The organism is Hydrogenophaga sp. RWCD_12 (assembly GCF_046604225.1).
Classification (GTDB): Bacteria; Pseudomonadota; Gammaproteobacteria; order Burkholderiales; family Burkholderiaceae_C; genus Hydrogenophaga.
In genome coordinates this window covers 563,694-584,592 of the sequence record NZ_JBKIXC010000002.1, presented here as the reverse complement: position 1 = coordinate 584,592, position 20,899 = coordinate 563,694, and the positions used below count along the sequence as shown (strand labels likewise).

18 protein-coding genes and 1 pseudogene are annotated in these 20,899 nt (G+C 69.3%); 1 reads left to right on the top strand and 18 read right to left on the bottom strand.

What is annotated here, in order from left to right:
- Window positions 1-96: 96 nt before the first annotated feature.
- The 11 genes and pseudogenes from ACLIJ1_RS09900 to ACLIJ1_RS09850 form a co-directional block, all read right to left on the bottom strand.
- Window positions 97-516 carry a hypothetical protein gene (locus ACLIJ1_RS09900; protein ID WP_411365343.1) on the bottom strand — a complete coding sequence of 140 codons (420 nt, stop codon included), beginning with the start codon at window positions 514-516 and terminating at the stop codon, window positions 97-99.
- A 46-nt stretch (window positions 517-562) separates the two neighbouring features.
- A pseudogene (locus ACLIJ1_RS09895) lies at window positions 563-1,069 on the bottom strand (DUF2894 domain-containing protein); the annotation flags it as partial.
- Window positions 970-1,647: an OmpA family protein gene (locus ACLIJ1_RS09890; RefSeq protein ID WP_411365342.1), complete on the bottom strand. Its 678-nt coding sequence runs from the start codon at window positions 1,645-1,647 to the stop codon at window positions 970-972. The pseudogene ACLIJ1_RS09895 and the gene ACLIJ1_RS09890, both read right to left, overlap by 100 nt.
- Before the next feature lie 61 nt (window positions 1,648-1,708).
- Window positions 1,709-4,126 (bottom strand): DUF802 domain-containing protein, encoded by a 2,418-nt coding sequence (locus tag ACLIJ1_RS09885; RefSeq protein WP_411365341.1) that lies wholly within the window; start codon window positions 4,124-4,126, stop codon window positions 1,709-1,711.
- Window positions 4,116-4,817 (bottom strand): DUF3348 family protein, encoded by a 702-nt coding sequence (locus ACLIJ1_RS09880; RefSeq protein ID WP_411365340.1) that lies wholly within the window; start codon window positions 4,815-4,817, stop codon window positions 4,116-4,118. The genes ACLIJ1_RS09885 and ACLIJ1_RS09880 overlap by 11 nt, the downstream gene beginning before the upstream one ends.
- A gap of 214 nt (window positions 4,818-5,031) precedes the next feature.
- On the bottom strand, window positions 5,032-6,576 hold the full coding sequence (locus ACLIJ1_RS09875) for a methyl-accepting chemotaxis protein (RefSeq protein WP_411365339.1): 1,545 nt from the start codon (window positions 6,574-6,576) through the stop codon (window positions 5,032-5,034).
- Window positions 6,577-6,816: 240 nt separating this feature from the next.
- The gene (locus ACLIJ1_RS09870; RefSeq protein WP_411365338.1) at window positions 6,817-7,200 is read right to left on the bottom strand and encodes a VOC family protein; all 384 of its coding nucleotides are present in this window, start codon (window positions 7,198-7,200) and stop codon (window positions 6,817-6,819) included.
- Window positions 7,201-7,211: 11 nt separating this feature from the next.
- Complete coding sequence (locus tag ACLIJ1_RS09865) at window positions 7,212-8,387, bottom strand: MFS transporter (RefSeq protein ID WP_411365337.1); 1,176 nt, start codon at window positions 8,385-8,387, stop codon at window positions 7,212-7,214.
- On the bottom strand, window positions 8,384-9,160 hold the full coding sequence (locus tag ACLIJ1_RS09860; protein WP_411365336.1) for a DeoR/GlpR family DNA-binding transcription regulator: 777 nt from the start codon (window positions 9,158-9,160) through the stop codon (window positions 8,384-8,386). The genes ACLIJ1_RS09865 and ACLIJ1_RS09860 overlap by 4 nt, the downstream gene beginning before the upstream one ends.
- A 66-nt stretch (window positions 9,161-9,226) precedes the next feature.
- Window positions 9,227-10,528: a glycerate kinase gene (locus tag ACLIJ1_RS09855; protein ID WP_411365335.1), complete on the bottom strand. Its 1,302-nt coding sequence runs from the start codon at window positions 10,526-10,528 to the stop codon at window positions 9,227-9,229.
- Window positions 10,525-11,349, bottom strand: coding sequence for a hydroxypyruvate isomerase family protein (locus tag ACLIJ1_RS09850; protein WP_411365334.1), 825 nt, complete (start codon window positions 11,347-11,349; stop codon window positions 10,525-10,527). The genes ACLIJ1_RS09855 and ACLIJ1_RS09850 overlap by 4 nt, the downstream gene beginning before the upstream one ends.
- 39 nt (window positions 11,350-11,388) lie before the next feature.
- Here ACLIJ1_RS09850 and ACLIJ1_RS09845 point away from each other — a divergent pair, with 39 nt between their 5' ends.
- The gene (locus ACLIJ1_RS09845; RefSeq protein WP_411365333.1) at window positions 11,389-12,837 is read left to right on the top strand and encodes an 8-oxoguanine deaminase; all 1,449 of its coding nucleotides are present in this window, start codon (window positions 11,389-11,391) and stop codon (window positions 12,835-12,837) included.
- Between the two features lie 12 nt (window positions 12,838-12,849).
- Here ACLIJ1_RS09845 and ACLIJ1_RS09840 read toward each other — a convergent pair whose 3' ends face one another.
- The 7 genes from ACLIJ1_RS09840 to ACLIJ1_RS09810 form a co-directional block, all read right to left on the bottom strand.
- Complete coding sequence (locus tag ACLIJ1_RS09840; RefSeq protein WP_411365332.1) at window positions 12,850-13,554, bottom strand: alpha/beta hydrolase; 705 nt, start codon at window positions 13,552-13,554, stop codon at window positions 12,850-12,852.
- 101 nt (window positions 13,555-13,655) lie between these two features.
- A complete protein-coding gene (locus ACLIJ1_RS09835) occupies window positions 13,656-15,605 on the bottom strand; it encodes a methyl-accepting chemotaxis protein (protein ID WP_411365331.1) in 1,950 nt (649 codons plus the stop codon).
- Window positions 15,606-15,842: 237 nt separating this feature from the next.
- Window positions 15,843-16,547 carry an alpha/beta hydrolase gene (locus ACLIJ1_RS09830; protein WP_411365330.1) on the bottom strand — a complete coding sequence of 235 codons (705 nt, stop codon included), beginning with the start codon at window positions 16,545-16,547 and terminating at the stop codon, window positions 15,843-15,845.
- Between the two features lie 36 nt (window positions 16,548-16,583).
- On the bottom strand, window positions 16,584-17,504 hold the full coding sequence (gene ygiD / locus ACLIJ1_RS09825; RefSeq protein WP_411365329.1) for a 4,5-DOPA dioxygenase extradiol: 921 nt from the start codon (window positions 17,502-17,504) through the stop codon (window positions 16,584-16,586).
- Window positions 17,505-17,538: 34 nt separating this feature from the next.
- The gene (locus ACLIJ1_RS09820; protein WP_411365328.1) at window positions 17,539-18,186 is read right to left on the bottom strand and encodes an HAD-IA family hydrolase; all 648 of its coding nucleotides are present in this window, start codon (window positions 18,184-18,186) and stop codon (window positions 17,539-17,541) included.
- Window positions 18,183-19,469, bottom strand: a complete 1,287-nt coding sequence (locus tag ACLIJ1_RS09815) for a Tm-1-like ATP-binding domain-containing protein (RefSeq protein WP_411365327.1) — start codon at window positions 19,467-19,469, stop codon at window positions 18,183-18,185. The genes ACLIJ1_RS09820 and ACLIJ1_RS09815 overlap by 4 nt, the downstream gene beginning before the upstream one ends.
- Window positions 19,466-20,830: an aminotransferase class III-fold pyridoxal phosphate-dependent enzyme gene (locus ACLIJ1_RS09810; protein ID WP_411365326.1), complete on the bottom strand. Its 1,365-nt coding sequence runs from the start codon at window positions 20,828-20,830 to the stop codon at window positions 19,466-19,468. The genes ACLIJ1_RS09815 and ACLIJ1_RS09810 overlap by 4 nt, the downstream gene beginning before the upstream one ends.
- Between the last annotated feature and the right edge of the window lie 69 nt (window positions 20,831-20,899).

Genomic DNA, 20,899 nt, shown 5'->3' with positions numbered 1-20,899 from the left:
ATCTTCAACTGGTAGACGAGTGCGCAGCGAGTGCACCAGTTCGTTCACGGCGCGAGCGGTCATTGCGGCGTTTTGCACCTGGCGCCCGCAGAGAACTCACAACGCCCCCAGACTCCCCACAATTCCCAGCAGTTGCACCAGGTTGATCAGGATCGCCCGCTGGTGGATCTGCCGGAAGGCGGGGATGGCGGCTTCGGCATTGGCGTGGATCTGGTTGCCCAGTGCATCCATCTGCGGCAGGAAGCGCCGCCGCAACACCAGGGTCAGGATCGCGATGCAGGCCGCGCCGGTGGCGAAAGCCGGCTTGGAGGCCATCGCGTAGCTGATGGTCGCGCCGGTCGCGGTGACCAGGGCGAAGCGGTAGTAGGTGACGTAGAAGGAGCGGATGAAGCGCGCGTCCAGCGTGGTGTCGTGCTTCAGCGTGAGCAGCGGAATCGAACCGAGCAGAAAGTAGGCCGTGACAACCAGCAACGCAACGGTGCTGAACAGGGCGAACTGGTTGGGCTGGAGCGTCATGGCGGGAAACATCTTATCGATCCCGCCGCCGCTTGGCGACCCCTGGCTACTTCTTCGACCGCGGGGCCTTCACCGGCTTGGCCTTGCCGGCTGGTGCCTTGAGCTGCCCCTGCGCCTGTTCGATCCACATCAGGGTTTCGGTGTGCGCCAGCACGCGGCGCAGGTAGTGCGGCGAGAGTTCGCCCATGCGCGCCAGGGTCTCGATCATCAGGCGCTGCGGGTTGAGCGGGCCGGCGTTCTGCGGGGCGCGCTCGCGCGCCTGCTGCACCTGCACTTCGGCACCGATGCGTTCCCAGGTTTCGCGAAAACGTTGCGCGCTGCGTAGCTCGGGCCAGCGGCCACCGCCCATGCCGGCGCCCGCACGCGCCTGGGTCGAGGCCTGTTCGAGGTAGGCGTTGAGCTCGGCCAGCGGGGAGCGCATGGTCGTGCTGCGCACGGTCTTGCTTCGCATGGTCACTGGGCCGGCAAAGGCGCGGCATTGCGCGAGCGCGGTACGGGCGCCATCTCCACCCGGCGGTTGAGCGCGCGGCCCTTTTCGTCGGCGTTGCTGGCCACGGGCTGCTCCGCGCCGAAGGCGGCGCTGAACACACGCGAGCGCGGCATACCGGCCTTGACCAGAGCGCGCGTCACGTTGAGGGCGCGCTGCGCCGAGAGTTCGAGGTTGTCCTCGAACTGGGTGTTGCTGCGCGGCACCGGCACGTTGTCGGTGAAGCCGCTGACCATCAGCATCTCGTCGCGCTCGCCCAGGTAAACCTGCAGCGGCGGCACCAGGGCCTTGAGCAATTGCTCACCCTCGGGGCGCAGTTCGTCGGAGTTGAGGTCGAACAGCACGCTGCCGCTGATACCGATGCGGCCGTTGTTGAGCGTGACGCGGCCACTCTGCAGCGGGATCGCGAGCGCCTTCTCCAGCGCCATGCGGCGGGCTTCTTCCTGCTGGCGCTTGGCGACTTCGGCCTGCAGGTTGTTGACCAGGTCGACCTGCGTGAGCAGCACGCCGATGAACACCAGCACGAAGGCCCCCACCAGGCCGGCCATCAGGTCGCCGAACACGGCCCAGATGGGCGCGGTGATCTCGGCGCTGTCGTCGCCGTCGGCCTGCAGGTCTTCGGAGGCGTCGTGGAAGGCGCTCATTCGAAAACCTCCGCGCTGCGCGCTGCGATGCGAGCGCCCTTCGGAGCGGCCGTGCGGGCGCTCATGCGGTTGCTCCTGCAGCCGCGCTGGATACGGCCTTGGCGGTCGGGCCGCGCAGCTTGCGCAAGTCTTCCACGATGCCCTGCTGCGCGCTGATGGACAGGTCGATGACCTCGCGCGCTTGCGCCACGTAGTAGGCGAGCTGCTCGTCGCTGCGGGCGAGCGACTGGCCGATGGCGCTTTCGACGCTCTGCAGGCTCTGCACCAGCTGTTCGTGGCTGGCTGCGAGCTGCTGCGTGCCTTGCTGGAAGGCGTCGCCCAGGCTGGCGAGCTGGGCCGCACTGGTGGCGGCCTGCTCGGCCATGGCTTCGGCCCGGCCGGCCTGTGCGCCCACGGTGTCGGCGAACTGCTGGCCCACGCGGTCGAGCACGCTGGTGGCGGAGCCCACGAGGTTCTCAATCGCGGCGCGCTGCTCGCCCGTGGTCTGCTGCACCTGCTGCAGCAGGCTGCCGATCTGGCCCACCAGCTCGGCGCGTTCGCCCAGGGTGGCGTTGTCGCGTTCGGCCAGGCGGCTCATCTGTTCGCGCAGCTGCGCGATCACCTCGGCCGCGGCCTTGGGCGCTTCGGACGCGGTCTGCATCAGGCGCGCCATCGGCGCTTCGAGTGCGGTGCCCAGCGTGGCAAGCTGGGTCGCGAGCGCGGCCTGCAAATCGGTCAGGCGCATCACGGCGGCGTCGCCGCGCGCGGCCTCATCGGCGCGCAGGGCTTGCAGCTGGCTGGACAGCGCGGTGATGGCGGCGGTCTGCTGCGCGTTGGCGGCCTGCTGCGCGGCAGCAGCTTCGTCGCGCAGGGTCTGCAACTGCTGCCCCACAGCGGCCTGCAGCGCAGCCTGGCGCTCGGCGGCCGCCTGGGCACGGGTGGCTTCGTCGTCGCGCAGCGTGGAGAGTTGCTGCGCCGCCCCAGCTTGCAGGGCGGCCAATTCGCTGCGCCAGAGCCCGGCGAGCTGGTCCATGCGCTGGCCGTGTTGCTCGGTCCAGGCGGCTTCGCTGGCAGCGCGCGATTGCACCAGCACTTCGGTCTGCGCGATCAGGCGTGCCACAGAGTCCAAACTGCGGCCGGCCTGTTCGCTGCTGCGTTCGGTGATGGTGGTGGCGGTGTCAGCCAGCGCCTGCAGCACGGCGCGCTGCTGCGCCAGGGTTTGTTCGCCCGCCTGCTGCCACTCGGTCTTCAGGCTCTGCGCCATGCGTTCGAGCGCGGCGGTGAGCGTGGCCTGCTGTTGCTGTTCGGCCAGGGCGCGCTGGGTCTGTGCCTCGGTCTGCGTGACCTGCACGCCAGACAGGAGCTGCGCGGCGCGTTGTTCAAAGCCGCTGTGGAAGGCGGCGAGCGCGTCGCCCAGGCCTTGCAGCAGTTGCTGTCCACCCTGCTCATGTTGCGCCAGGGCGCGGGTCCAGGTGTCGGCGATGGTGGCGGTGGTGGCGCTGAAACGGGCGGAGAGGCCTTCAAGCTGGGCCTGCACCGCGGCGTTCACACCTTCGTGCAGGCGGGTCGATTCGGCGGCGACGCCGGCCATGGCCTGCTGCACCACGGGCTGCAGGCTGTCGGTGGCGGCGCGGGCGCTGGCGGCCAGGCTCTCGCGCAGCGACTGCTCCACCGACTTCGCCAGCCCGGTGTAGGCGGCGGCGGCTTCGCGCTGGAACTCGGCCTGCCGCGCGAGCAACGCGTCGTCGAGCTGCTGGCTGCGGCGTTCCATCTGCTCGATCAGGATCTGCAGGTGCTGGGCCGCGGCGGGCATGGCCTCGGCCTGGCGTTGCAGGGCTTCGAAGCTCTGCTGGCGTTGGTGGGCGGCCGAGAAGGGGCGCAGCGTGGTCGCAGCCAGCGCGTCGAGTGTGCGCAGCGCCTGGGTGCGTTCGCGCCGTGTCAGCGTGGCCATGAGACCGAGCATGGCCGAGGTGGCGACACCAGCCACCGAGGTGCCGAAGGACAGACCCAGGCCCTTGATCGGCGCAGCCAGCGCGCCGCGGATGGCGTTGAGGTCGGCCGAGCCTTCGAGTGCGAACACCGCGCCCTTGAAGGTGACCACCATGCCCAGGAAGGTGCCGAGCATGCCCAGCATGACCAGCAGGCCGATCAGGTAGGGCGTGAGCGCCAGGCCGGGGAAGGCGCTGCGTTCGCCTTCGATGCGCTGGCGCACCGCGTTGCGCAGCGGCGCCGGCACGCTGGGCAGCCAGTCGGCCAGCTGGGCCAGCGGCTGCGGCACCTTGGCCATGGCGGCGTTGAGCGCGTTGGTGGTCTGGCCGAAGCGGCGCAGTTCCCAGGCGCCGCCGAGGTAGACGGCGCCGATCAGCAGCGTCATGCCCAGGGCGAAGGCGTCGACGCGGGCAAAGCCGCTGGCGACCCAGGCCAGCACGGCCAGGCCAATGAAGAAGGCCGCGAACGACAGGACGCGGTAGGGACGGGAAGAAGAGGTTTCAGTGCTCATGGGCAAGGGCTTCGATCAGGCCGGTGACGGGCTGCAGGCGCAGGTCGAGTTCGGCGAGCAGGGTCTGCTCGAACTCGGTCGCAAAGGCGTGCAGCCAGCGCAGGTCGTCGGGGGTATCGAGACGGGCGGCTTCCAGGCGCAGCGCGGCAAAACGCGCTTTGAGGAAGGCCGGCAATTGGGACAGCAGGCGCTGCTCGCGCCCGCCAAAAAGCTGGTCCATCACGGCGTCGAGCGCGGCCAGCTGCGCCATCGCGGGCGTGGACTGGGCCAGTTGCTGGCGCACATGTTCGCGCAGGGCATCCACACCCAGTTCCATGCGCCGCTGCTGGTCGCCCAGCCGCTGGTGGAAGAACGCGAACTCGGTGTCGAGGTCGTTGGGGTCGGGCTGGTGGGCCGGGCGCGTGGTGATCGAGCGGGTCAGCACCGACCGCACGCGGTCCAGCTCGGCGCGCAGGCTGGCGTGCAGGGCGCCCGGTTCGACGCGCGGGGGGCGGCGGCTGGCCGCGGCACCCGCGGCGGTCACGGCCGCCTGCGCGGCGTGCAGCTCGATCGCCTCGGCCACGTTGAGCCACTGCCCCAGGCGCTCGGCCACATCCTGCCGCGGCGCGTCGGCCGACACGCCCAAGGGCAACCCGCGCGCGAGCTGGCGCGCCAGGGCGGACGGCAGGGAGTGCTGGAAAGAACTGCGCAAAACGGGTCCGCGGCGCCCCGGAAGGCGCCGGTGTTGAATCGATTCTGATGGGGGGTTCCGGCCCGCCAGGGGCCGGCGCCGGGCTGGCGGTTGGGCCAGCGGCAGGGCGTAATTAGAAACGATTCGCCGACCGGACTTGTAACCGGGCTCGACGCGCCTGGCGGGGCGCTCGCCAAGCCGCAGCGCGGCTGCTCCGCGCTGAGAGGGAAACCGCTCAGATCCTGAAGGTCTTGACCACCTGATCGAGGTGGCGTGCCTGTTCGTTCATCGCGCTCGCAGCGGCGGCTGCCTGCTCGACCAGCGCAGCGTTCTGTTGCGTCGACTGGTCGATCTCGGTCACCGACCGGCTCACGTCCGAAATGCCGTTGCGTTGCTCCTCGGCCGACCGGCTGATCTCTTCGATCAGGCCAGTGACCCTCTTCACGGAGGCGACCAGCTCGAACATGGTCTGTCCTGCGGCGTTCACCTGTTCACCGCCTGCACGGACATTGTCGGACGAGGCGGCGATCAGCTCCTTGATCTCCCGGGCCGCTGCAGCAGAACGTTGTGCCAGGTTGCGCACCTCGGCTGCCACCACCGCGAAACCGCGTCCCTGTTCACCCGCCCGCGCCGCTTCGACCGCAGCGTTGAGCGCCAGGATGTTGGTCTGGAAGGAGATGCTGTCGATGACGCCGGTGATTTCGCCGATGCGGCCGGACGACTGCTGGATCTGCGCCATGGTTTCCACCACGCGCCCCACCACCTCTCCGCCCCGATGGGCAATCTCGCTGGCATCGGTCGCCAGCCTGGACGCTTCACGCGCGTTGTCGGCGGTGTGGCGCACGGCATCGGTCAGTTGCTCCATGGTGCCGGCCGTCTGCTGCAGATGGCTGGCCTGGCGCTCGGTGCGCTCCGAGAGATCCTGGTTGCCCTGGGCGATCTCGCTCGATGCGCCAGAGATCTGGTCGCTGCCCTGTCGAACATTGCGCACCACCGAACCGAGGCCTTCTGCCATCGCGTCCATGGACTGCATCAGCACGCCGAACTCGTCACCGCCGCGGTACTGCGACCGCGCCGTGAGGTTACCCCCGGCGACGGCGTGCGCCAGTTCGACGGACTCCCGCAGGCGCGCCTGGATGTGCCGGGCCAGACGCACCATCAGGCCGGCGGCCAGGACCAGGAGCACCGCCACCACCGCATTGCCCGTCCAGAACGCCTTCCACTCACTGGCCTGCTGCTCACGGATGGAAGCATTCAGCCGCTGGCCCTGAAGCGCCGCAAATTCGTCGACTCCCTTGTGATACGCCTCGACCTGGGGCATGAATTCCTGCTCGAAGGCCTTGACTGCCGCTTGCTCGTCGCCGCCCTGCCGGAACTTGGCGATCTTGCCCAGCGCAGCCATGATCAGCGGTCCGGCCGCATCGATCCTGCCGATGACCGCCAGTTGGTCCGGTTCCGTGGCCCACTGCTTGATGTCGGCAAAGTGCTGGTCGATGACCTTGATGCGGGGGCCGATTTCAGGGCCAAACAGGGCTGCCAGGCCGGGATCGGTGCCTCGATTGAGGGCGACGATGCGGACCGTGGTTCCGGTGGCCACCAGCTGCCATTCGGACACCTGGCGCATGCGGCTGTACTCCACATCGATCACCGAATCCAGGGCGCGCTGATGGCGCAACTGCAGACCGTAGCCCAGAGCGATGAGCCCCGCGACAACAAGCCCCACCAGGGCAAACACGGCGTACAGGCGGCCGATCACCGACCACTTCTGGGCACTTTTCATCGGGTCATCTCCGGAACATCTGGGTTTTGTGCAACGCACGGACACGAAGCTGGAACACTGCTTATCGACTTGCGTGCTCCGCACTTGAGCCCATGCCGTCGGCGCATTGTCAAAGGACCCGGCGCCTCCCAAAGCTCCGATCAGCGCCTCTGGAGCCGGCTTATCGGGGCCTTCACCAGCGTCGCGTGGCGTTCACTGACCGCAGGCCGGGTCGACCCGAGCCGGAGCTGGTGGCGCCCGTCAGGCGGTGATTTCGATGCGGGTGCCGTCGGGCATGGCGATCACGGCTTCGTAGAAGCCGTCCCCGGTGGTGCGCGGCGCCGACACCAGGCAGCCGGCGTCCTGGCAGCGTGCCGCCATGGCATCGACAGCCGCAGCGCTGCCCAGCGCGATCGCGACGTGGTCCCACCCCTGGCGTTCGGCGTCCGGCGCCCCGTCAATCCAGGGACCGGTCATCAGCTCCACCCGCGCGGCGTCGCCTGGCAACACGGCAAAGCGCGAGACAAAACCGGGCCGCCGATGGCTGCGGTACGGCGCGCCGATCGTGGCGCCGAAGACGGATTGCCAGAACGCGGCAGCGGCGTCGAGGTCGCGGGTCCAGAGCGCGATGTGGGCCAGTTGCATGGAAATTCCTGTCAGGCCGGGCGGGCGGTCACCCGGTGCGCGCACAGCGGCAGCAGGCCCAGCAACGCCGCCAGCAGTGCGAACGCGACCGGCAGGCCGGCCCATTGCGACACGAACCCGATCGCAGCCGGACCGAGCAAGACGCCGGCATAACCGGTGGTCGAGATCGCCGCGATCGCCAGACCCGGCGGCATCGCGGTTTGCGCGCCCGCGCGGCGGAACAGCACCGGCACCAGGTTGGAGGCGCCCAGACCGATGCAGAGAAAACCCGCCATCGCAGGCCACACCGCCGGCGCCACCAGCAGCAACACGAAACCGGCCACCGCCAGCAGCCCACCCGCCGTCAGCACCGTGCGGTCACCCAGCCGCGCGCACAGCGCGTCACCGCCCAAGCGCCCCGCCGTCATCGCCACGGAAAACACCATGAAGCCCAGACCGCCCTGCGCCGCCGGCACCAGACCGCCCTCGGTCAGCAGCAGCGCGCTCCAGTCGAGCACCGCGCCTTCGACCAGGAAACACACGCCCGCCAGCACCGCCAGCAGCAAGACCGGACCGCGCGGCCAGGCCAGCCGGGGCGGCTCGGCCGCCGGAGCGGATGGCAGCAGGCGCGGTGCGACGACCGCCATCGCGGCCACCATCAGCACGGTGCCCAGCAAGGTACCCGCCAGCGGTGTCCAGCCCACCGACAGCAGCGCGGTCATCAACGCCGCGCCGGCCAGACCGCCGACGCTGAACAGCGCGTGAAAGCCCGACATCAGCGGCTGGCCCGCGTCCCGCTCGACCACCAGCGCATGCACATTCATCGCCACGTCCAGCGAACCCAGCGCAGCGCCGAACACCAGCAACACCAGGCCCAGCGTCAACGGCTGAACGGCCACCGCCAGCAGCGGCAGCAGCAGCGCCACACCCAGACCGCCCACGATCACCACCGGCCGGCTGCCGTGGCGCGCGCTGAACCAGCCAGCCCACAGCATCGCCACCACCGAACCGATGCCCAGGCAGAGCAGCAGCGCCCCCAGCGTGCCGTCGCTCACACCCAGCCGGTGTTTGGCAAACGGCACCAGCGGCGCCCAGCAGGCCAGCGCGAAGCCGGCGACCAGAAAGGCCAGGCGCGTCGCGAGCCGGGTGGACGGCCGGTCGGCGCCACCGGCAGACGCGGCCGGCGAGGGCAAGACGTCCGCCGTCATAGCGGCCGCCCGGCCTTGAGCACCAGCGCACCGGCCTTGGCCAGCGCCTTGAGCATCTTGAAATCGGCGTCGTGCTCGACCACCAGCTGGTCGAGTTCGCGCACGGGCGCCACGCGGTGCGGCGACTGCAGGCCCAGCTTGTCGTTGGTGGCCATGGCCACGCAATGGCGGCTGGCGGCGCGCAACGCGCGCTTGAACGCGGCATCGCCCGCGTCCACGGTGCAGACACCGGCCTCGACCGTGATCGCACAGACGCCCAGGAAGCAGCGGTCGATGTTCATCTGCCCGACGGCCAGCACGGCGGTGGCGTCGATGCAGCCGCCGACCAGCGGATCAACCGCGCCGCCGACCATGACCAGGCGCACGTCCTGCCGGCGCAGCAGGGCGGCGGCGATGTCGACCGAGTTGGTCGCCACCGTGAGCGCGTGCTCGGCCGGCAGTTCGGCGGCCAGCGCCAGGTTGGTGCTGCTGCTGTCGAGGAACAGGAATTCGCCGGGCTCGATGGTCGCGACCGCCGCCCGCGCCAGAGCCGCCTTGCGCTCGCGGCCTTCGTCCATGCGCACCGCCATCGGCGTCGCGCCCGGCAGCGGCGGCAGCGCACCACCATAGACGCGGCGGCACAGTCCCTCAGCCGCCAGGGCGCGCAGGTCGCGCCGGACCGCGTCTTCGGACACCTGGAATTCGGCCGCCAGGGTTCCGGCCACCACCGGCTGGCCCTGCGCCAGCCGCGCCGCGATCTGATCGCGCCGGGCCAGGGGAATGTGATTGTTCATGCCGCATGATAACGTGCACAAACAAGAAATACAACATGCACAAACGTGCACGCAATGAATACCTTGTCAGGTCACGAGCACGGCGCGGAAGTCGTTGACGTTGGTGTGGGTGGGGCCGGTGACGACGAGGTCGCCCAGCGGTTCGAAGAAGCCAACGGCGTCGTTGCGGGACAGGTGATCGGTGATCTTCAGGCCCCGCACCGCCGCCCGCGCCAGCGTGTCGGGCGTGACAAGCGCGCCCGCGTTGTCCTCTACCCCGTCGATGCCGTCGGTGTCGGCCGCCAGTGCCCACACGCCGCCCTGACCGCCCAGCGCCTGCGCCAGCCCCATGCAGAACTCGCCGGCCCGGCCTCCGCGACCCTTTGCCTGGCCCTCGGCGCGCGGTCGCACCGTGACCGTGGTCTCGCCGCCGCTGAGGATGACGCAAGGCTTCTCGAAGCTGCTGCGGCCCAGCGCGGTCGAGCGGGCCAGCGCCGCGTGCACCTTGCCCACCTCACGCGATTCGCCTTCGATCTCATCGCTGAGCACATACGCCCGCAGGCCCAGGGCGCGCGCGGCCTCGGCGGCGGCCTCCAGGCTTTGCTGCGGCGTGGCGATCAGGTGCGTTTCGCAGCGCGCCAGCCGGGGGTCGCCGGGCTTCGGGGTTTCGAGCGCTCCGGCCTCCAGCTGCGCGCGCACGGCGGGCGGCACTTCGATCCCGTAGCGCCGCAGGATCTCCAGCGCCTCGTCACAAGTCGTCGCGTCGGCCACCGTCGGGCCGCTCGCGATCACGCTCACATCGTCACCGGGCACGTCGCTGATGGTCAGCGTCACCACGCGCGCCGGCGCACAGGCCGCGGCCAGCCGCCCGCCCTTGATGCGCGAAAGGTGCTTGCGCACGGTATTCATTTCGCCGATGTGCGCGCCGCTCTCCAGCAGTTGCCGGTTGATGCGCTGCTTGTCTTCGAGCGTGAGGCCGTCGCACGGCAAGGTCAGCAGTGCCGAACCGCCGCCCGAAATCAGGCAAAGCACCAGGTCATCGGCAGTCAACCCGTGCGTGAGCGACAGGATGCGCTGCGCCGCCTCGAGACCGGCCGCGTCGGGCACCGGGTGCGAGGCTTCGACCACCTCGATGCGTTGCGGCAGCCCGTCGGGCCGCGGCGGTGTGTGGCCGTAGCGCGTGACCACGAGCCCTGACAGCGGTGCGCCCTGCGGCCACAGCGCCTCGACCGCCTGCGCCATCGCCCCACCCGCCTTGCCGGCGCCGAGCACGAGTGTGCGGCCCTTCGGTGGGTTCGGCAGGTGTGCGGCGGTATTGCGCAGCGGCAACGCGCGCTGCACCGCCACGTCGTACAGATGGCGCAGCAGGGCGCGCGGGTCGTGAATCACAGGCGCTCCCCCGATGCACGACGACCGTGCGCCGCCACCCAGCCCAGGCCGGTCTGCGTGCCGCCGGGACCTTTGTCGGCCGGAAAGTACTCACAGCCCACATGTCCCTGGTAGCCGATGCGCTCCAGCCAGTCGAACAGGAAGGCGTAGCGGATCTCGCCCGTGCCCGGCTCGGCCCGGCCCGGGTTGTCGGCAATCTGAATGTGCGCGATCAGTGGCAGCCAGCGCTGCAGGTGGCCGGCCAGCTCGCCTTCCATGCGCTGCGCGTGGTAGATGTCGTACTGCAGGAACAGGTTGTCCAGCGCGTGGGCCTGGCGCAGCTCTTCGATCAGGGCGATGGCCTGCGCCGGGCGGTCCACGAAGAAGCCCGGGATGTCCATGCTGTTGATCGGTTCCACCAGCAGGTGCAGCCCGTGGCCCGCCAGCATGCGGGCCGCAGTGCGCAGGTTGGCGCGCAGGGTCACCATCGCCTCACGCGCCTCCACGCCCGCCGGCGGGATGCCGGCCAGGCAGTTGAGCCCCGGCACGCCCAGGGTCTTCGCGTAGCCGATCGCCTGCTCGACGCCGGTGAGGAACTCGCTCACCCGGTCCGGGTGACAGGCGATGCCGCGTTCGCCCGCGGCCCATTCACCGGCCGGCAGGTTGTGCAGCACCATGCGCTGCCCGTGGGTCTGCAGCAGCGCGGCCAGTTCTTCGGCCGGGTGTGCATAGGGAAACTGGCACTCGACCGCGTCGAAACCGCTGGCCTTTGCGGCCGCGAAACGCTCGGGGAACGGCAGGTCGGTGAAGAGGGTGCTGAGGTTGGCAGAGAATGCAAACATGCCGCGCATTGTGGCGCAGCCCTACTCCCCCGCGCAGCCATGAAATCCCTGCTGATCCACCACGCCACCTGCATTGCCACCTTCGACCACGCCGTCCCCGCACAGGGGCGCGAACTGCGCGACGCCTCGCTGTTTGTGAACGACAACGTGATCGAATGGATCGGTCCCAGCGCCGAATTGCCGCGGGCGCTGCTCGAATCTGCCGGCGAAACCATCGACGCCCGCGGCCACCTGGTCACGCCCGGGCTGGTGAACACGCACCACCACATGTACCAGTCGCTCACGCGCGCCATCCCCGGTGTGCAGGACGCCGAACTCTTCGGCTGGCTGCGCGGGCTCTATCCGATCTGGGCCGGCCTGACGCCCGAGATGGTGCAGGTGTCGACCCAGGTCGCGATGGCCGAACTGCTGCTCTCGGGCTGCACCACGAGCAGCGACCACCTCTACATCTACCCCAACGGCGTGCGGCTGGAGGACAGCATCGAAGCCGCGCAGCGGATCGGCATGCGCTTCGTCGCCACGCGCGGCAGCATGAGCGTGGGGCAATCACAAGGCGGCCTGCCACCCGACCGCGTGGTGGAAAACGAAGATGCGATCCTGAAAGACAGCCAGCGCCTCATCGAGACCTGGCACGACGCGTCGCACGGCGCCATGGTGCAGGTGGCGCTGGCGCCGTGTTCGCCGTTCTCGGTCAGCCCGGCGCTGATGAAAGCCAGTGCCGAACTCGCGCGCAGCTTCAAGGGCCAAGGGGTGCGTCTGCACACCCACCTGGCCGAGAACGACCACGACATTGCCTACAGCCGCGAGAAGTTCAACAAGACGCCAACCCAGTACGCGCAGGAACTGGGCTGGCTGGGCGACGACGTGTGGCACGCGCACTGCGTCAAGCTCGACGACGAAGGCATCTCGCTGTTTGCCGCCAGCCGCACCGGCGTGGCGCACTGCCCTTGCAGCAACATGCGACTGTCCAGCGGCATTGCACCCATCCGCCGCATGCTGAACGCCGGGGTGCCGGTCGGCCTGGGCGTGGACGGCAGCGCCAGCAACGACGCGGCGCACATGGTTAACGAAGCGCGGCAGGCGCTGCTGCTGGCCCGCGTCGGCCGCGCACTGCAACCGCCGGAGACTCGCGATGGACGCACGTTCTTCGGCTGCGACCTCGGCCCCGCCGAAATGACGGCGCGCGATGCGCTGCACATCGCCACCCGTGGAGGCGCGCAAGTGCTGGGACGCCCGGACATCGGACATCTCGCGGTCGGCATGTGTGCGGACTTCGCGCTGTTCGACCTGCGCACGCTCGGCTTTGCTGGCGGCGCGGTGCACGACCCGGTGGCCAGCCTGCTGCTGTGCGCCAGTCCGCCCGCGGCGTACACCGTGGTCAACGGCAGCGTCGTGGTGCGCGAAGGGCAGCTCGCAACCGTCGACCTCGGCCCGCTGGTCGAGCGGCACAACCGCCTCGCCATCGACCTCGCACAGGCAGCCCGCTGAACACGGCGGCCCTCAATGCCAGGGTGCCAGAAGGGAAGCCAGCCAGCTGTTGAGGTCGCGGATCTGCTGCGGGCAGACTTCGTGCCCCATCGGATACGGGTGCCACGCGATGTCATAGCCCAGGTCGATCAGGGTGTCGCGGGAAGCCTTGGCACGGGACGGCACCACCACCGCATCCTGATCGCCGTGGGACATGAAGATCGGCACGTCCCGGTTGGAGCGATGGACCTCGGCCTCGGTGGTGCCCGGCAGCGGCAGATAGCCCGACAACACGACCAGGCCGGCCAGTCTCTGGGGGGCGCGCAAGCCGGCCATCAGGGCCATCACCGCACCCTGCGAGAAGCCCAGCAGCACCACATGCTCTGGCGGCACGCCGCGCGCGGCTTCCCGGTCAATCAGCGCCTGCACCACCTCCTGCGAAGCGCGCAGGCCTTCTTCGTCCTGTGTCGACAAGGCGCCGGTCACCGGCGCGACCGGACGCGGGTCGTACCAGGCGCGCATCGGTTCGTCGTTCACGCTCACCTTGCGCAGCGGCGCGTCGGGAAAGACATAGCGCACCGCGCCCACGTTCGACAGGTTCAGTTCGTTCACCAGCGGCGCGAAATCGCGCCCGTCGGTACCCAGGCCATGCAGCACGATCAGGGTCGCAGCGGGCGTGGCTTTGGGGTCGGGGCCGGTGACGGTCTCACGCAGCTGGATTTTCTGTCGGGGGCTCATGCCGGCAGCATAGCCGCGCGAGGGAGCTGAAGAAGCCCGTCGCGCGACCGATGCCCCCGCCTGTTACAGACGGATGCATCCGCAACACCGGAACGTCGCGCTCAGCCCACGAACCGCCGCACCGTCTGCACCAGACGGGCCGACTGCTGCTGCAGCGCATCGGCGGCTGCGGCCGCCTGCTCCACGATGGCGGCGTTCTGCTGGGTGTTCTGGTCGATTTCGCCGATGGCGCCGGTGACCGACTGGATGCGGCCGGATTGCTCGCGGGTCACCTGGCTGACCTCGGACAACAGCTGATCGACCTGCTGCACTGCGTCGCCCAGGCTGTTGAGGGTGGTTTCGGCCTGCCGGATCAGGGTCGCTCCCGAGGCGACTCGGTCCACCGAGTCGACCGTCAGCTGGCGGATGTCCTTGGCGGCGGCGGCGCTGCGCTGGGCCAGCGTGCGCACCTCGCCGGCGACCACCGCAAAGCCACGGCCCTGCTCGCCCGCACGCGCCGCTTCCACGGCAGCGTTGAGCGCCAGGATGTTGGTCTGGAACGCGATGCCGTCGATCAGACCAGTGATGTCGGCGATGCGGCGGCTCGACTCGTTGATCTTGTCCATGGCCTCGCGGGTCTCGAGCATGACGGCCTGCCCGCTCTGGGCATGGCGCACCGCTTCGCGCGCCAGCTGGGCGGCATGGTCGGACGATTCGGCGCTGTGGGCGACCGCCTCGGAGAGTTCGCGCATGGCGCTGGCGCTTTGCTGGATGTGGGTCGCCTGCTGTTCGGTGCGCACCGACAGGTCGGCGTTGCCGCTGGCGATCTCGCGCGACGCGTCCGCCACGCCGCCCGACACGCTGCCGACTTCGCCGAAGGCCTCGCGCAACTTGCGCGAGAAACCGTTGAAACCACGGGTGATCACCGAGAGCTCGTCGTTGCCGCGCACCGGCAGCTCGATGCGCAGGTCGGTGTTGCCCGAGGCCAGGCCCTCCATGGTGCGGCCCAGATCGCGCAGCGGCTTCATCAGCGAGCGCACCAGCAGGGTCATGCACAGCGCAGCCAGGGTGCAGGCCACGGCGGCGGCGCCGATCGCGGCGTACAGCTGCTGCTGCGCGGCGGCGGCAGCCACGGCAAGCGGATAGGACACCACGGTGCTCCACGGTGCCGTGCCCGGCAGGATGGTCACCGGCGTGTAGATGTGGGCCCAGCCCTTGCCATCGTCCCAGAAGTAGTGTTCGCCCTTGGCCACACTGGCCAGCAGCGCGGCCGGCAGATCGTCGGCCTTCTTGCCCAGCTTGGACTTGTCAGCGTGCGCCACATACAGCCCGCCGTTGGAGAGCAGCGAAACGCGACCACCCGGCACCGGCTCCAGCGTCGCCAGCCGCTCGGACAGGCTGGACAGCGGCAGGTCGGAACCGGCGGCGCCCACGAACTTGCCGTCGACCAGGATCGGCGTGACCATGGTCGTCATCAGCACATCCTTGCCTGCCACCGGGTAGACGTAGGGCTCGATCAACGCCGGCTTGAGCGTCTTGCGGGGCACGGCGTACCAGTCGTTGGCCCCTTCCTTTTCGTAGTCCAGCAGCGGCTCGACCGCGATCTGGCCACTGCCACGGTTCCAGTAGGCGATGTAGCGTCCGGTCTCGTCGTAGGAGGCCGTCTTCTTCACGAATTCGCTGTCCTTGCCGTCCAGCGCGTTGGGCTCCCAGATGGAATAGGAGCCAATGAATTCCTTGCGCTGCGCCAGCAACTGTCGGGCCATGTCATCGAGCTGGTCGCGGCTGGGCGGGTGTCCGGCAGCTTTCATGCCTTCCATGGTGGTGCCCAGCGTGAGCACCGCCGCAAAACTGCCTCCGAGCTCGGCGCCGATCTGCGCGGCCGCGTGGTCGGCGGCGAGGCCCGCCTGCTCGCTGGCCGCCTGCCGGGCGCGATCGCTTGACTTCAGCCCGACCACGGCACTCGTGGCGGCCACACAGAGCACACACAAGGCGACCGAGGCCAGACTGAGTTTGGCAGTCAGTGACCAGGCACCGGGCCCGAATCCGGCGGCGAAGGAGCGATTGTTCATGGCGTTGAAGTCAGAGACAGGAGTCTCGTAACTATCGACGCACTCTCGGGATACTTAACGCCGGATCAGCGCAGGTCTGGCCGCGCTATTCGGACTTGTCTCAGGACTTGCCAGCCGTGAAACCACCGTCGTCGAGCAAATTGGCACCGTGGACAGGCCGATGCCGCTGGCGCCACTGGTTGCGGCACCAAGGGTTTCATTCTGGGCAACACACCGGGTGGAAGTTCCCCAGCGGCGTCAGGAAACCAGCCGCTGGACCAGCCAGGCGTTGAGGTCGGCGATTTCCTCCATGCAGACCTCGTGCGCCATCGGATAGCGGTGCCAGTCCACCGGATAGCCCAGGGCCTGCAGCACGTCCCGCGCACCTTCGCCGCGCTCGACCACCACCACATCGTCGAAATCACCATGCGCCATGAACACCGGCACACCGTGGTTCGCATCGCTGATTTCGGCGCCGGTCTGCAACGCCAGCGGCAGGTAGCCCGACAGCGCCACGAGGCCCGCCAGCCGTTGCGGCGCCCGCAGGCCCGCGAGCAGCGTCATGGCGCAGCCCTGCGAAAACCCCATCAGCACCACGCGGTCGGCCGGCACGCCGCGCTGCAGCTCGCGCTCGATCAACCGCAGCACGATCGCCTGCGAATCGCGCAGGCCGGGTTCGTCTTCGCGCCGTGGCACCGCCGGGTCGCTGCCCGGCGGGTAGATGTCGTACCAGGCGCGCATCTCGTAGCCGGCATTGATCGTCACCGGCCGCACCGGCGCGCTGGGGAACACAAAGCGCACCGGCCCGACGGCCGAAAGACCCATGGCCTCGGCCACGGGCACGAAGTCGCGGCCGTCGGCGCCCAGGCCGTGCAGCACCACGATGCTGGCAACCGGCTGGGCGCTGGCGTCGCCGCCGGTGGTGAATTCAAGCAGTTCGATGGAGTGGGTGGATGCGGTCATCCGGCCAGCATAGCTGCACCAGTCCAGGCTGTCTGCTCAACCCCACTGCACGCAGCGCATCGACAGCGTGCCTTCGTGGAAGCCCTCGAACACATGGCGCGGTTTCTCGCCGGCCTGCGCAGCGCCCAGCGCATAGAGCATCGGGAAATAGTGGTCCGGGAACGGCACCGCGGTACGGGCGCCGGCCGACAGGCCTTCCCACTTCGCCAGCGCCGGCGCGTCGCCAGCGTCCATCGCGGCCTTGACCGCGTCGTCGAAGCCCTGCGCCCAGCCGGCGCTCGCGCGTTCGGTCTCTCCGGCGTCGCGGTCGAGGATGCCCAGGTTGTGCACCACGTTGCCGCTGCCCACGACCATCACACCTTCGCCACGCAGCGCTGAGAGCGCGCGTCCCATGGCCACGTGGAACGCACCCTCGCGCGTGATGTCGATCGAGAGCTGGAACACCGGCACGTCGGCCGCCGGGTACAGGTGCTTGAGCACGGTCCAGGCGCCGTGGTCCAGGCCCCGCGCCGGGTCCTGCCCGACGATGCGTGGCGCCAGTCGGCGGGCCGCACCCTGGGCCTGCGCCGGAGCACCGGGTGCGGGGTATTGCACTTCGTACAGCGGCGGCGGAAAGCCGCCGAAGTCGTAGATCAGCTCGGGTTTGGCCGTGGTCGCCACGCGGGTGTCGCGGTCGGTGAGCCAGTGCGCCGAGACCATGAGGATGGCCTTGGGTCGACCCAGCGTTTCGCCCCACTGGGTCAAGGTCCTGGTGAAGCGGTTGTTCTGGATCGCGTTCATCGGACTGCCGTGGCCGATGAACAGGGCCGGGGCTGGCCCCTTCATGGGCGGCAAGGTGCTGGGCGCGGCCTGGGCGGTCGGGGTCTGGCGCAGCCAGGCGCCCAGGGTGAGCAGGGCGGCACCGGCGGCCGAGGCAGTCGCCACCGTGCGGCGGTTGAGGCGGGAGGAAACGTTCATGGGATCGGGAGTGACAAGACCCCAGTGTGAACGCTCAGAGCCCCAACAGTTCCCGCGCTTTCGCAAAAGATGCCGCCGGTTGCAGCACGTCGAAGTGCACCACCTGCATGCCGGCCTTCACCCCGCCGTCGGCATTGCGCTGCTGGTCGTCGACGAACACGCATTCGTGCGCCGGCAGACCCAGCGCATCCGTGACGGCCGCGTAGGCACGCGGGTCTGGCTTGAGGATGCCGGTGTAGGTCGCGTCCACGGTCACGTCGAACAGTTGCAGCAGCGGCAGGCGGCTGCGGAAGTCGGCGCCGTAGAACAGGTCCAGCTCGTTGGACAGGATCGCGAGCTTCCTGCCAGCGGCTTTCGCGGCGCAGATGATCGACACCGCCTCGGGCCGGATCACCGCCTCCACGTCGGCGCCGCGGGCGCGCTGCACAAAGGTCTCCATCCGGTCCCAGTCTTCACCGACCAGACGGCCGACCTCTCGGGTGCGGGTCATCCAGTAGTCGCGCTCGCTGAGCTTGTCGGCCTGCATGTCCTGCCACAGCGGGTCGGTGGACGGATCGAACGGGCCCTTCCAGGTCAGTGTGCCGGGTGGCAGGCCCAGGGCCTGCTCCGACAGCGCGTGCGTCTCGAACAGCATCCGGCTGATGACGCCGCCGAAGTCCAGCACCAGGGCTTTGGCCGTCATGCTGCCTTCCTCTCTTCACCCGCATTCACCACACCTGGTGGCACCAGGCCGGCCGCCACCCAGGCGTCGAACACCTGCAGCGCGGCCTGCACGAAGGCATCGTCGTTGATGTGCGCCGCCACGGGCTGGAACACCGTTTCGGGGGAGATCACGTGCACCATCTCGTCGACGAATGCCTTGAGTCCTTCGGGATCGTGCAGCGGCTCGCCCGGCCGGTCCCACTGCTCGACGCCGCCGGTGGGCAGCAGCAGGCAGGACGGGCCGGTGGCCTGCTCCAGCCGGTCGGCGATGGCGCGCGCCACGTGGCGGCGCATCTCGGGATCGATGCAGACCGAGGCGATCAGGCGGTTGTGCTCGTGCACCGAGCGGCCGATGAAGGCCTCGGGGCAGCGCGTCCAGGCCGCGAAATCGACCATGTCGGTCGCGCCCGGCGCCACGATCTGCGGCACGCCCGCGCGACCCGCGCCCAGCAGCCGCTCGCTGCCGGCGCTCACGCAACTGCCCGCGAGATCGTTGACCAGTTCCTGCAGGCTGAAGTCCATCACACAGGCGAAGTAGCCGCGGTGGGCCAAGTCTTCGAATGCCCGCCCGCCCATGCCGGTGGTGTGGAACACGGCGAGTTCATACCCGCGAGCCTCCAGCGCCGGCTTGAGCTTCTTCATGTACGAGAGCGCGCTGCTGCCCAGCGAGGTCATGCCGACGACGGGCCGCGGATCGGGCTCGGCCTGTCGCGCCAGGCAGGCGCCCACCACCGCGCCGGCCGCCTGGCCCAGCGCTGCCTTGCACAGGCGGTTGAGGCCATACAGACCGCCGGCCCAAAGCCGCATGATCAGGTCGGGCGGAATGCGGTCGGGCGGGATCAGCGGCGAATAGGCAATCGTCGAGAGAACCACCTTGGGCACACCCAGCGGCATGCGGTTGGTGACGTCCAGCGCGAGATCGGTGCCCATGGTGCCGCCCAAGGCCAGCAGGCCGTCGAAGCGGCCTTCGAGGTACCACTGGTTGGCAATCAGCGCCGCGCCCTCGGCCATCAGCTTCATCGAGGTGTTCTCGTCGCCGGTGGCCATCACCTGTTGGAGCGTCACGCCCGCGGCCGCCGCAACTTCGCTGTTGAGGATGTCGGGCGTGAAGCCGCCCTTGCCGAGCACGCCCACATCCATCACCAGCGCGCTGCCGCCGCACACCTCGACCTGCTCGCGCAGGTAGGCGATCTCGTCGCTCTTGGTGTCGACGGTGCCGATCAGCAGGATGACCGGCGCGCGGCCTGCCTTCGTCGGGCTCACAGTGAAGCCTCCACCGCCGCGAACGACGCCTCCAGCGTGTCGCACAGGAACCCGATTTCTTCGAGGGTGATCACCAGCGGCGGCGACAGGATCAGGTTGGGGCCGGAGATGCGCACCATCAGGCCGCGCTGGTAGGCCTCCTTGGCCACGCGGGCCGGGATGTCGCTGCTGCGCGGCATGGGCGTGCGCAGCGCCTTGTCTTCGACCATCTCGATGCCCAGCATCAGGCCGATGCCGCGCACATTGCCGACGAAGCTGCAGGTCTTCTCCAGCTTGCGCAGGCGCTCCTGCATCACCGTACCGACCCGACCGGCGTTGCCCGGCACATCCAGCCGCTGAATCTCGTCCAGCGTGGCCAGCGCCGCAGCGGCGGCCACCGGATGGGCGCTGTAGGTGTAGCCGTGACTCACCGAGGCCTGACCGGACTTGTCTTCGTCGAACACCTTCGCCACTTTCGACGAGATGGCGGTGGCGCCCAGCGGCACATAGCCCGAACTGATGCCCTTGGCCAAGCACCACAGGTCGGCGTTCACGCCCCACAGGCGGGTGCCGAACAGGTGACCGGTGCGGCCGAAGCCGGTGACCACCTCGTCGGCGATCAGCAGCACACCGTACTTGTCGCAGATCTTGCGCACGGCCGGCCAGTAGTTGGCCGGCGGCACGATCACGCCGCCCGCGCCCTGCACCGGCTCCGCGATGAAGGCGGCCACCGTGTCCGGCCCCTGGAACACGATCTCGCGCTCCAGCAGCTCGGCGCAGATCTCGCCCAGCTCCAGCGGGTCGTCGGTGTACGGATTGCGGTAGAGCCAGGGCGTGTCGATGTGGAAGCAGCCCGGCAGCAGCGGCTCGTAGGCGCGGCGGAAGTTGGTGTTGCCGTTGACGCTCATGCCGCCGAAATGCACGCCGTGGTAACCCTGGCGCAGGCTGATGAACTTGAAGCGGTCCTTCTCGCCGCGCAGCTTGTGGTACTGCCGCGCGATCTTGAGCGCACCCTCGACCGCATCGGAGCCACCGTTGGAGAACAGCACGGCCGAGACGCCGTCGGGCTCCATCAGTTTCACGAGGCGCGACGACAGCTCGATCGCGCGTGGGTGCGTGGTGCCGCGGAAGGTGTTGTAGAACGGCAGCTCGTCGAGCTGGGCCACGATGGCATCGCGCACGGGCTTGGTGCTGTGGCCCAGGTTGCTGGCCCAGAGGCCGCCGACGCCGTCGAGCATCTTGTGACCGTCGACGTCCCAGATCCAGCAGCCTTCGCCGCGCGCGACGATGTCGGGCTTGCTCTTTTTCATCGCCCCCGGATGGGCCATGGGGTGCCATTGGAATTCGGCGTTGTCGGCTTTGAGTTGGGCATTGGTCTTCATGGGATGGCCTTTCAATTTCAATCTGTCGGCAGCGGTGACTTCGCCAGCGAACACCGCGGAACCGGCTTC

Excerpts from the sequence above, each read along its gene's own strand:
- ACLIJ1_RS09845 (WP_411365333.1), top strand. The coding sequence starts at position 11,389 with ATGAAATCCCTGCTGATCCACCACGCCACCTGCATTGCCACCTTCGAC.
- ACLIJ1_RS09850 (WP_411365334.1), bottom strand. The coding sequence starts at position 11,349 with ATGTTTGCATTCTCTGCCAACCTCAGCACCCTCTTCACCGACCTGCCG.
- ACLIJ1_RS09900 (WP_411365343.1), bottom strand. The coding sequence starts at position 516 with ATGACGCTCCAGCCCAACCAGTTCGCCCTGTTCAGCACCGTTGCGTTG.
- ACLIJ1_RS09835 (WP_411365331.1), bottom strand. The coding sequence starts at position 15,605 with ATGAACAATCGCTCCTTCGCCGCCGGATTCGGGCCCGGTGCCTGGTCA.
- ACLIJ1_RS09810 (WP_411365326.1), bottom strand. The coding sequence starts at position 20,830 with ATGAAGACCAATGCCCAACTCAAAGCCGACAACGCCGAATTCCAATGG.
- ACLIJ1_RS09885 (WP_411365341.1), bottom strand. The coding sequence starts at position 4,126 with ATGAGCACTGAAACCTCTTCTTCCCGTCCCTACCGCGTCCTGTCGTTC.
- ACLIJ1_RS09865 (WP_411365337.1), bottom strand. The coding sequence starts at position 8,387 with ATGACGGCGGACGTCTTGCCCTCGCCGGCCGCGTCTGCCGGTGGCGCC.
- ACLIJ1_RS09870 (WP_411365338.1), bottom strand. The coding sequence starts at position 7,200 with ATGCAACTGGCCCACATCGCGCTCTGGACCCGCGACCTCGACGCCGCT.
- ACLIJ1_RS09840 (WP_411365332.1), bottom strand. The coding sequence starts at position 13,554 with ATGAGCCCCCGACAGAAAATCCAGCTGCGTGAGACCGTCACCGGCCCC.
- ACLIJ1_RS09875 (WP_411365339.1), bottom strand. The coding sequence starts at position 6,576 with ATGAAAAGTGCCCAGAAGTGGTCGGTGATCGGCCGCCTGTACGCCGTG.
- ACLIJ1_RS09820 (WP_411365328.1), bottom strand. The coding sequence starts at position 18,186 with ATGACGGCCAAAGCCCTGGTGCTGGACTTCGGCGGCGTCATCAGCCGG.
- ygiD (WP_411365329.1), bottom strand. The coding sequence starts at position 17,504 with ATGAACGTTTCCTCCCGCCTCAACCGCCGCACGGTGGCGACTGCCTCG.
- ACLIJ1_RS09890 (WP_411365342.1), bottom strand. The coding sequence starts at position 1,647 with ATGAGCGCCTTCCACGACGCCTCCGAAGACCTGCAGGCCGACGGCGAC.
- ACLIJ1_RS09830 (WP_411365330.1), bottom strand. The coding sequence starts at position 16,547 with ATGACCGCATCCACCCACTCCATCGAACTGCTTGAATTCACCACCGGC.
- ACLIJ1_RS09860 (WP_411365336.1), bottom strand. The coding sequence starts at position 9,160 with ATGAACAATCACATTCCCCTGGCCCGGCGCGATCAGATCGCGGCGCGG.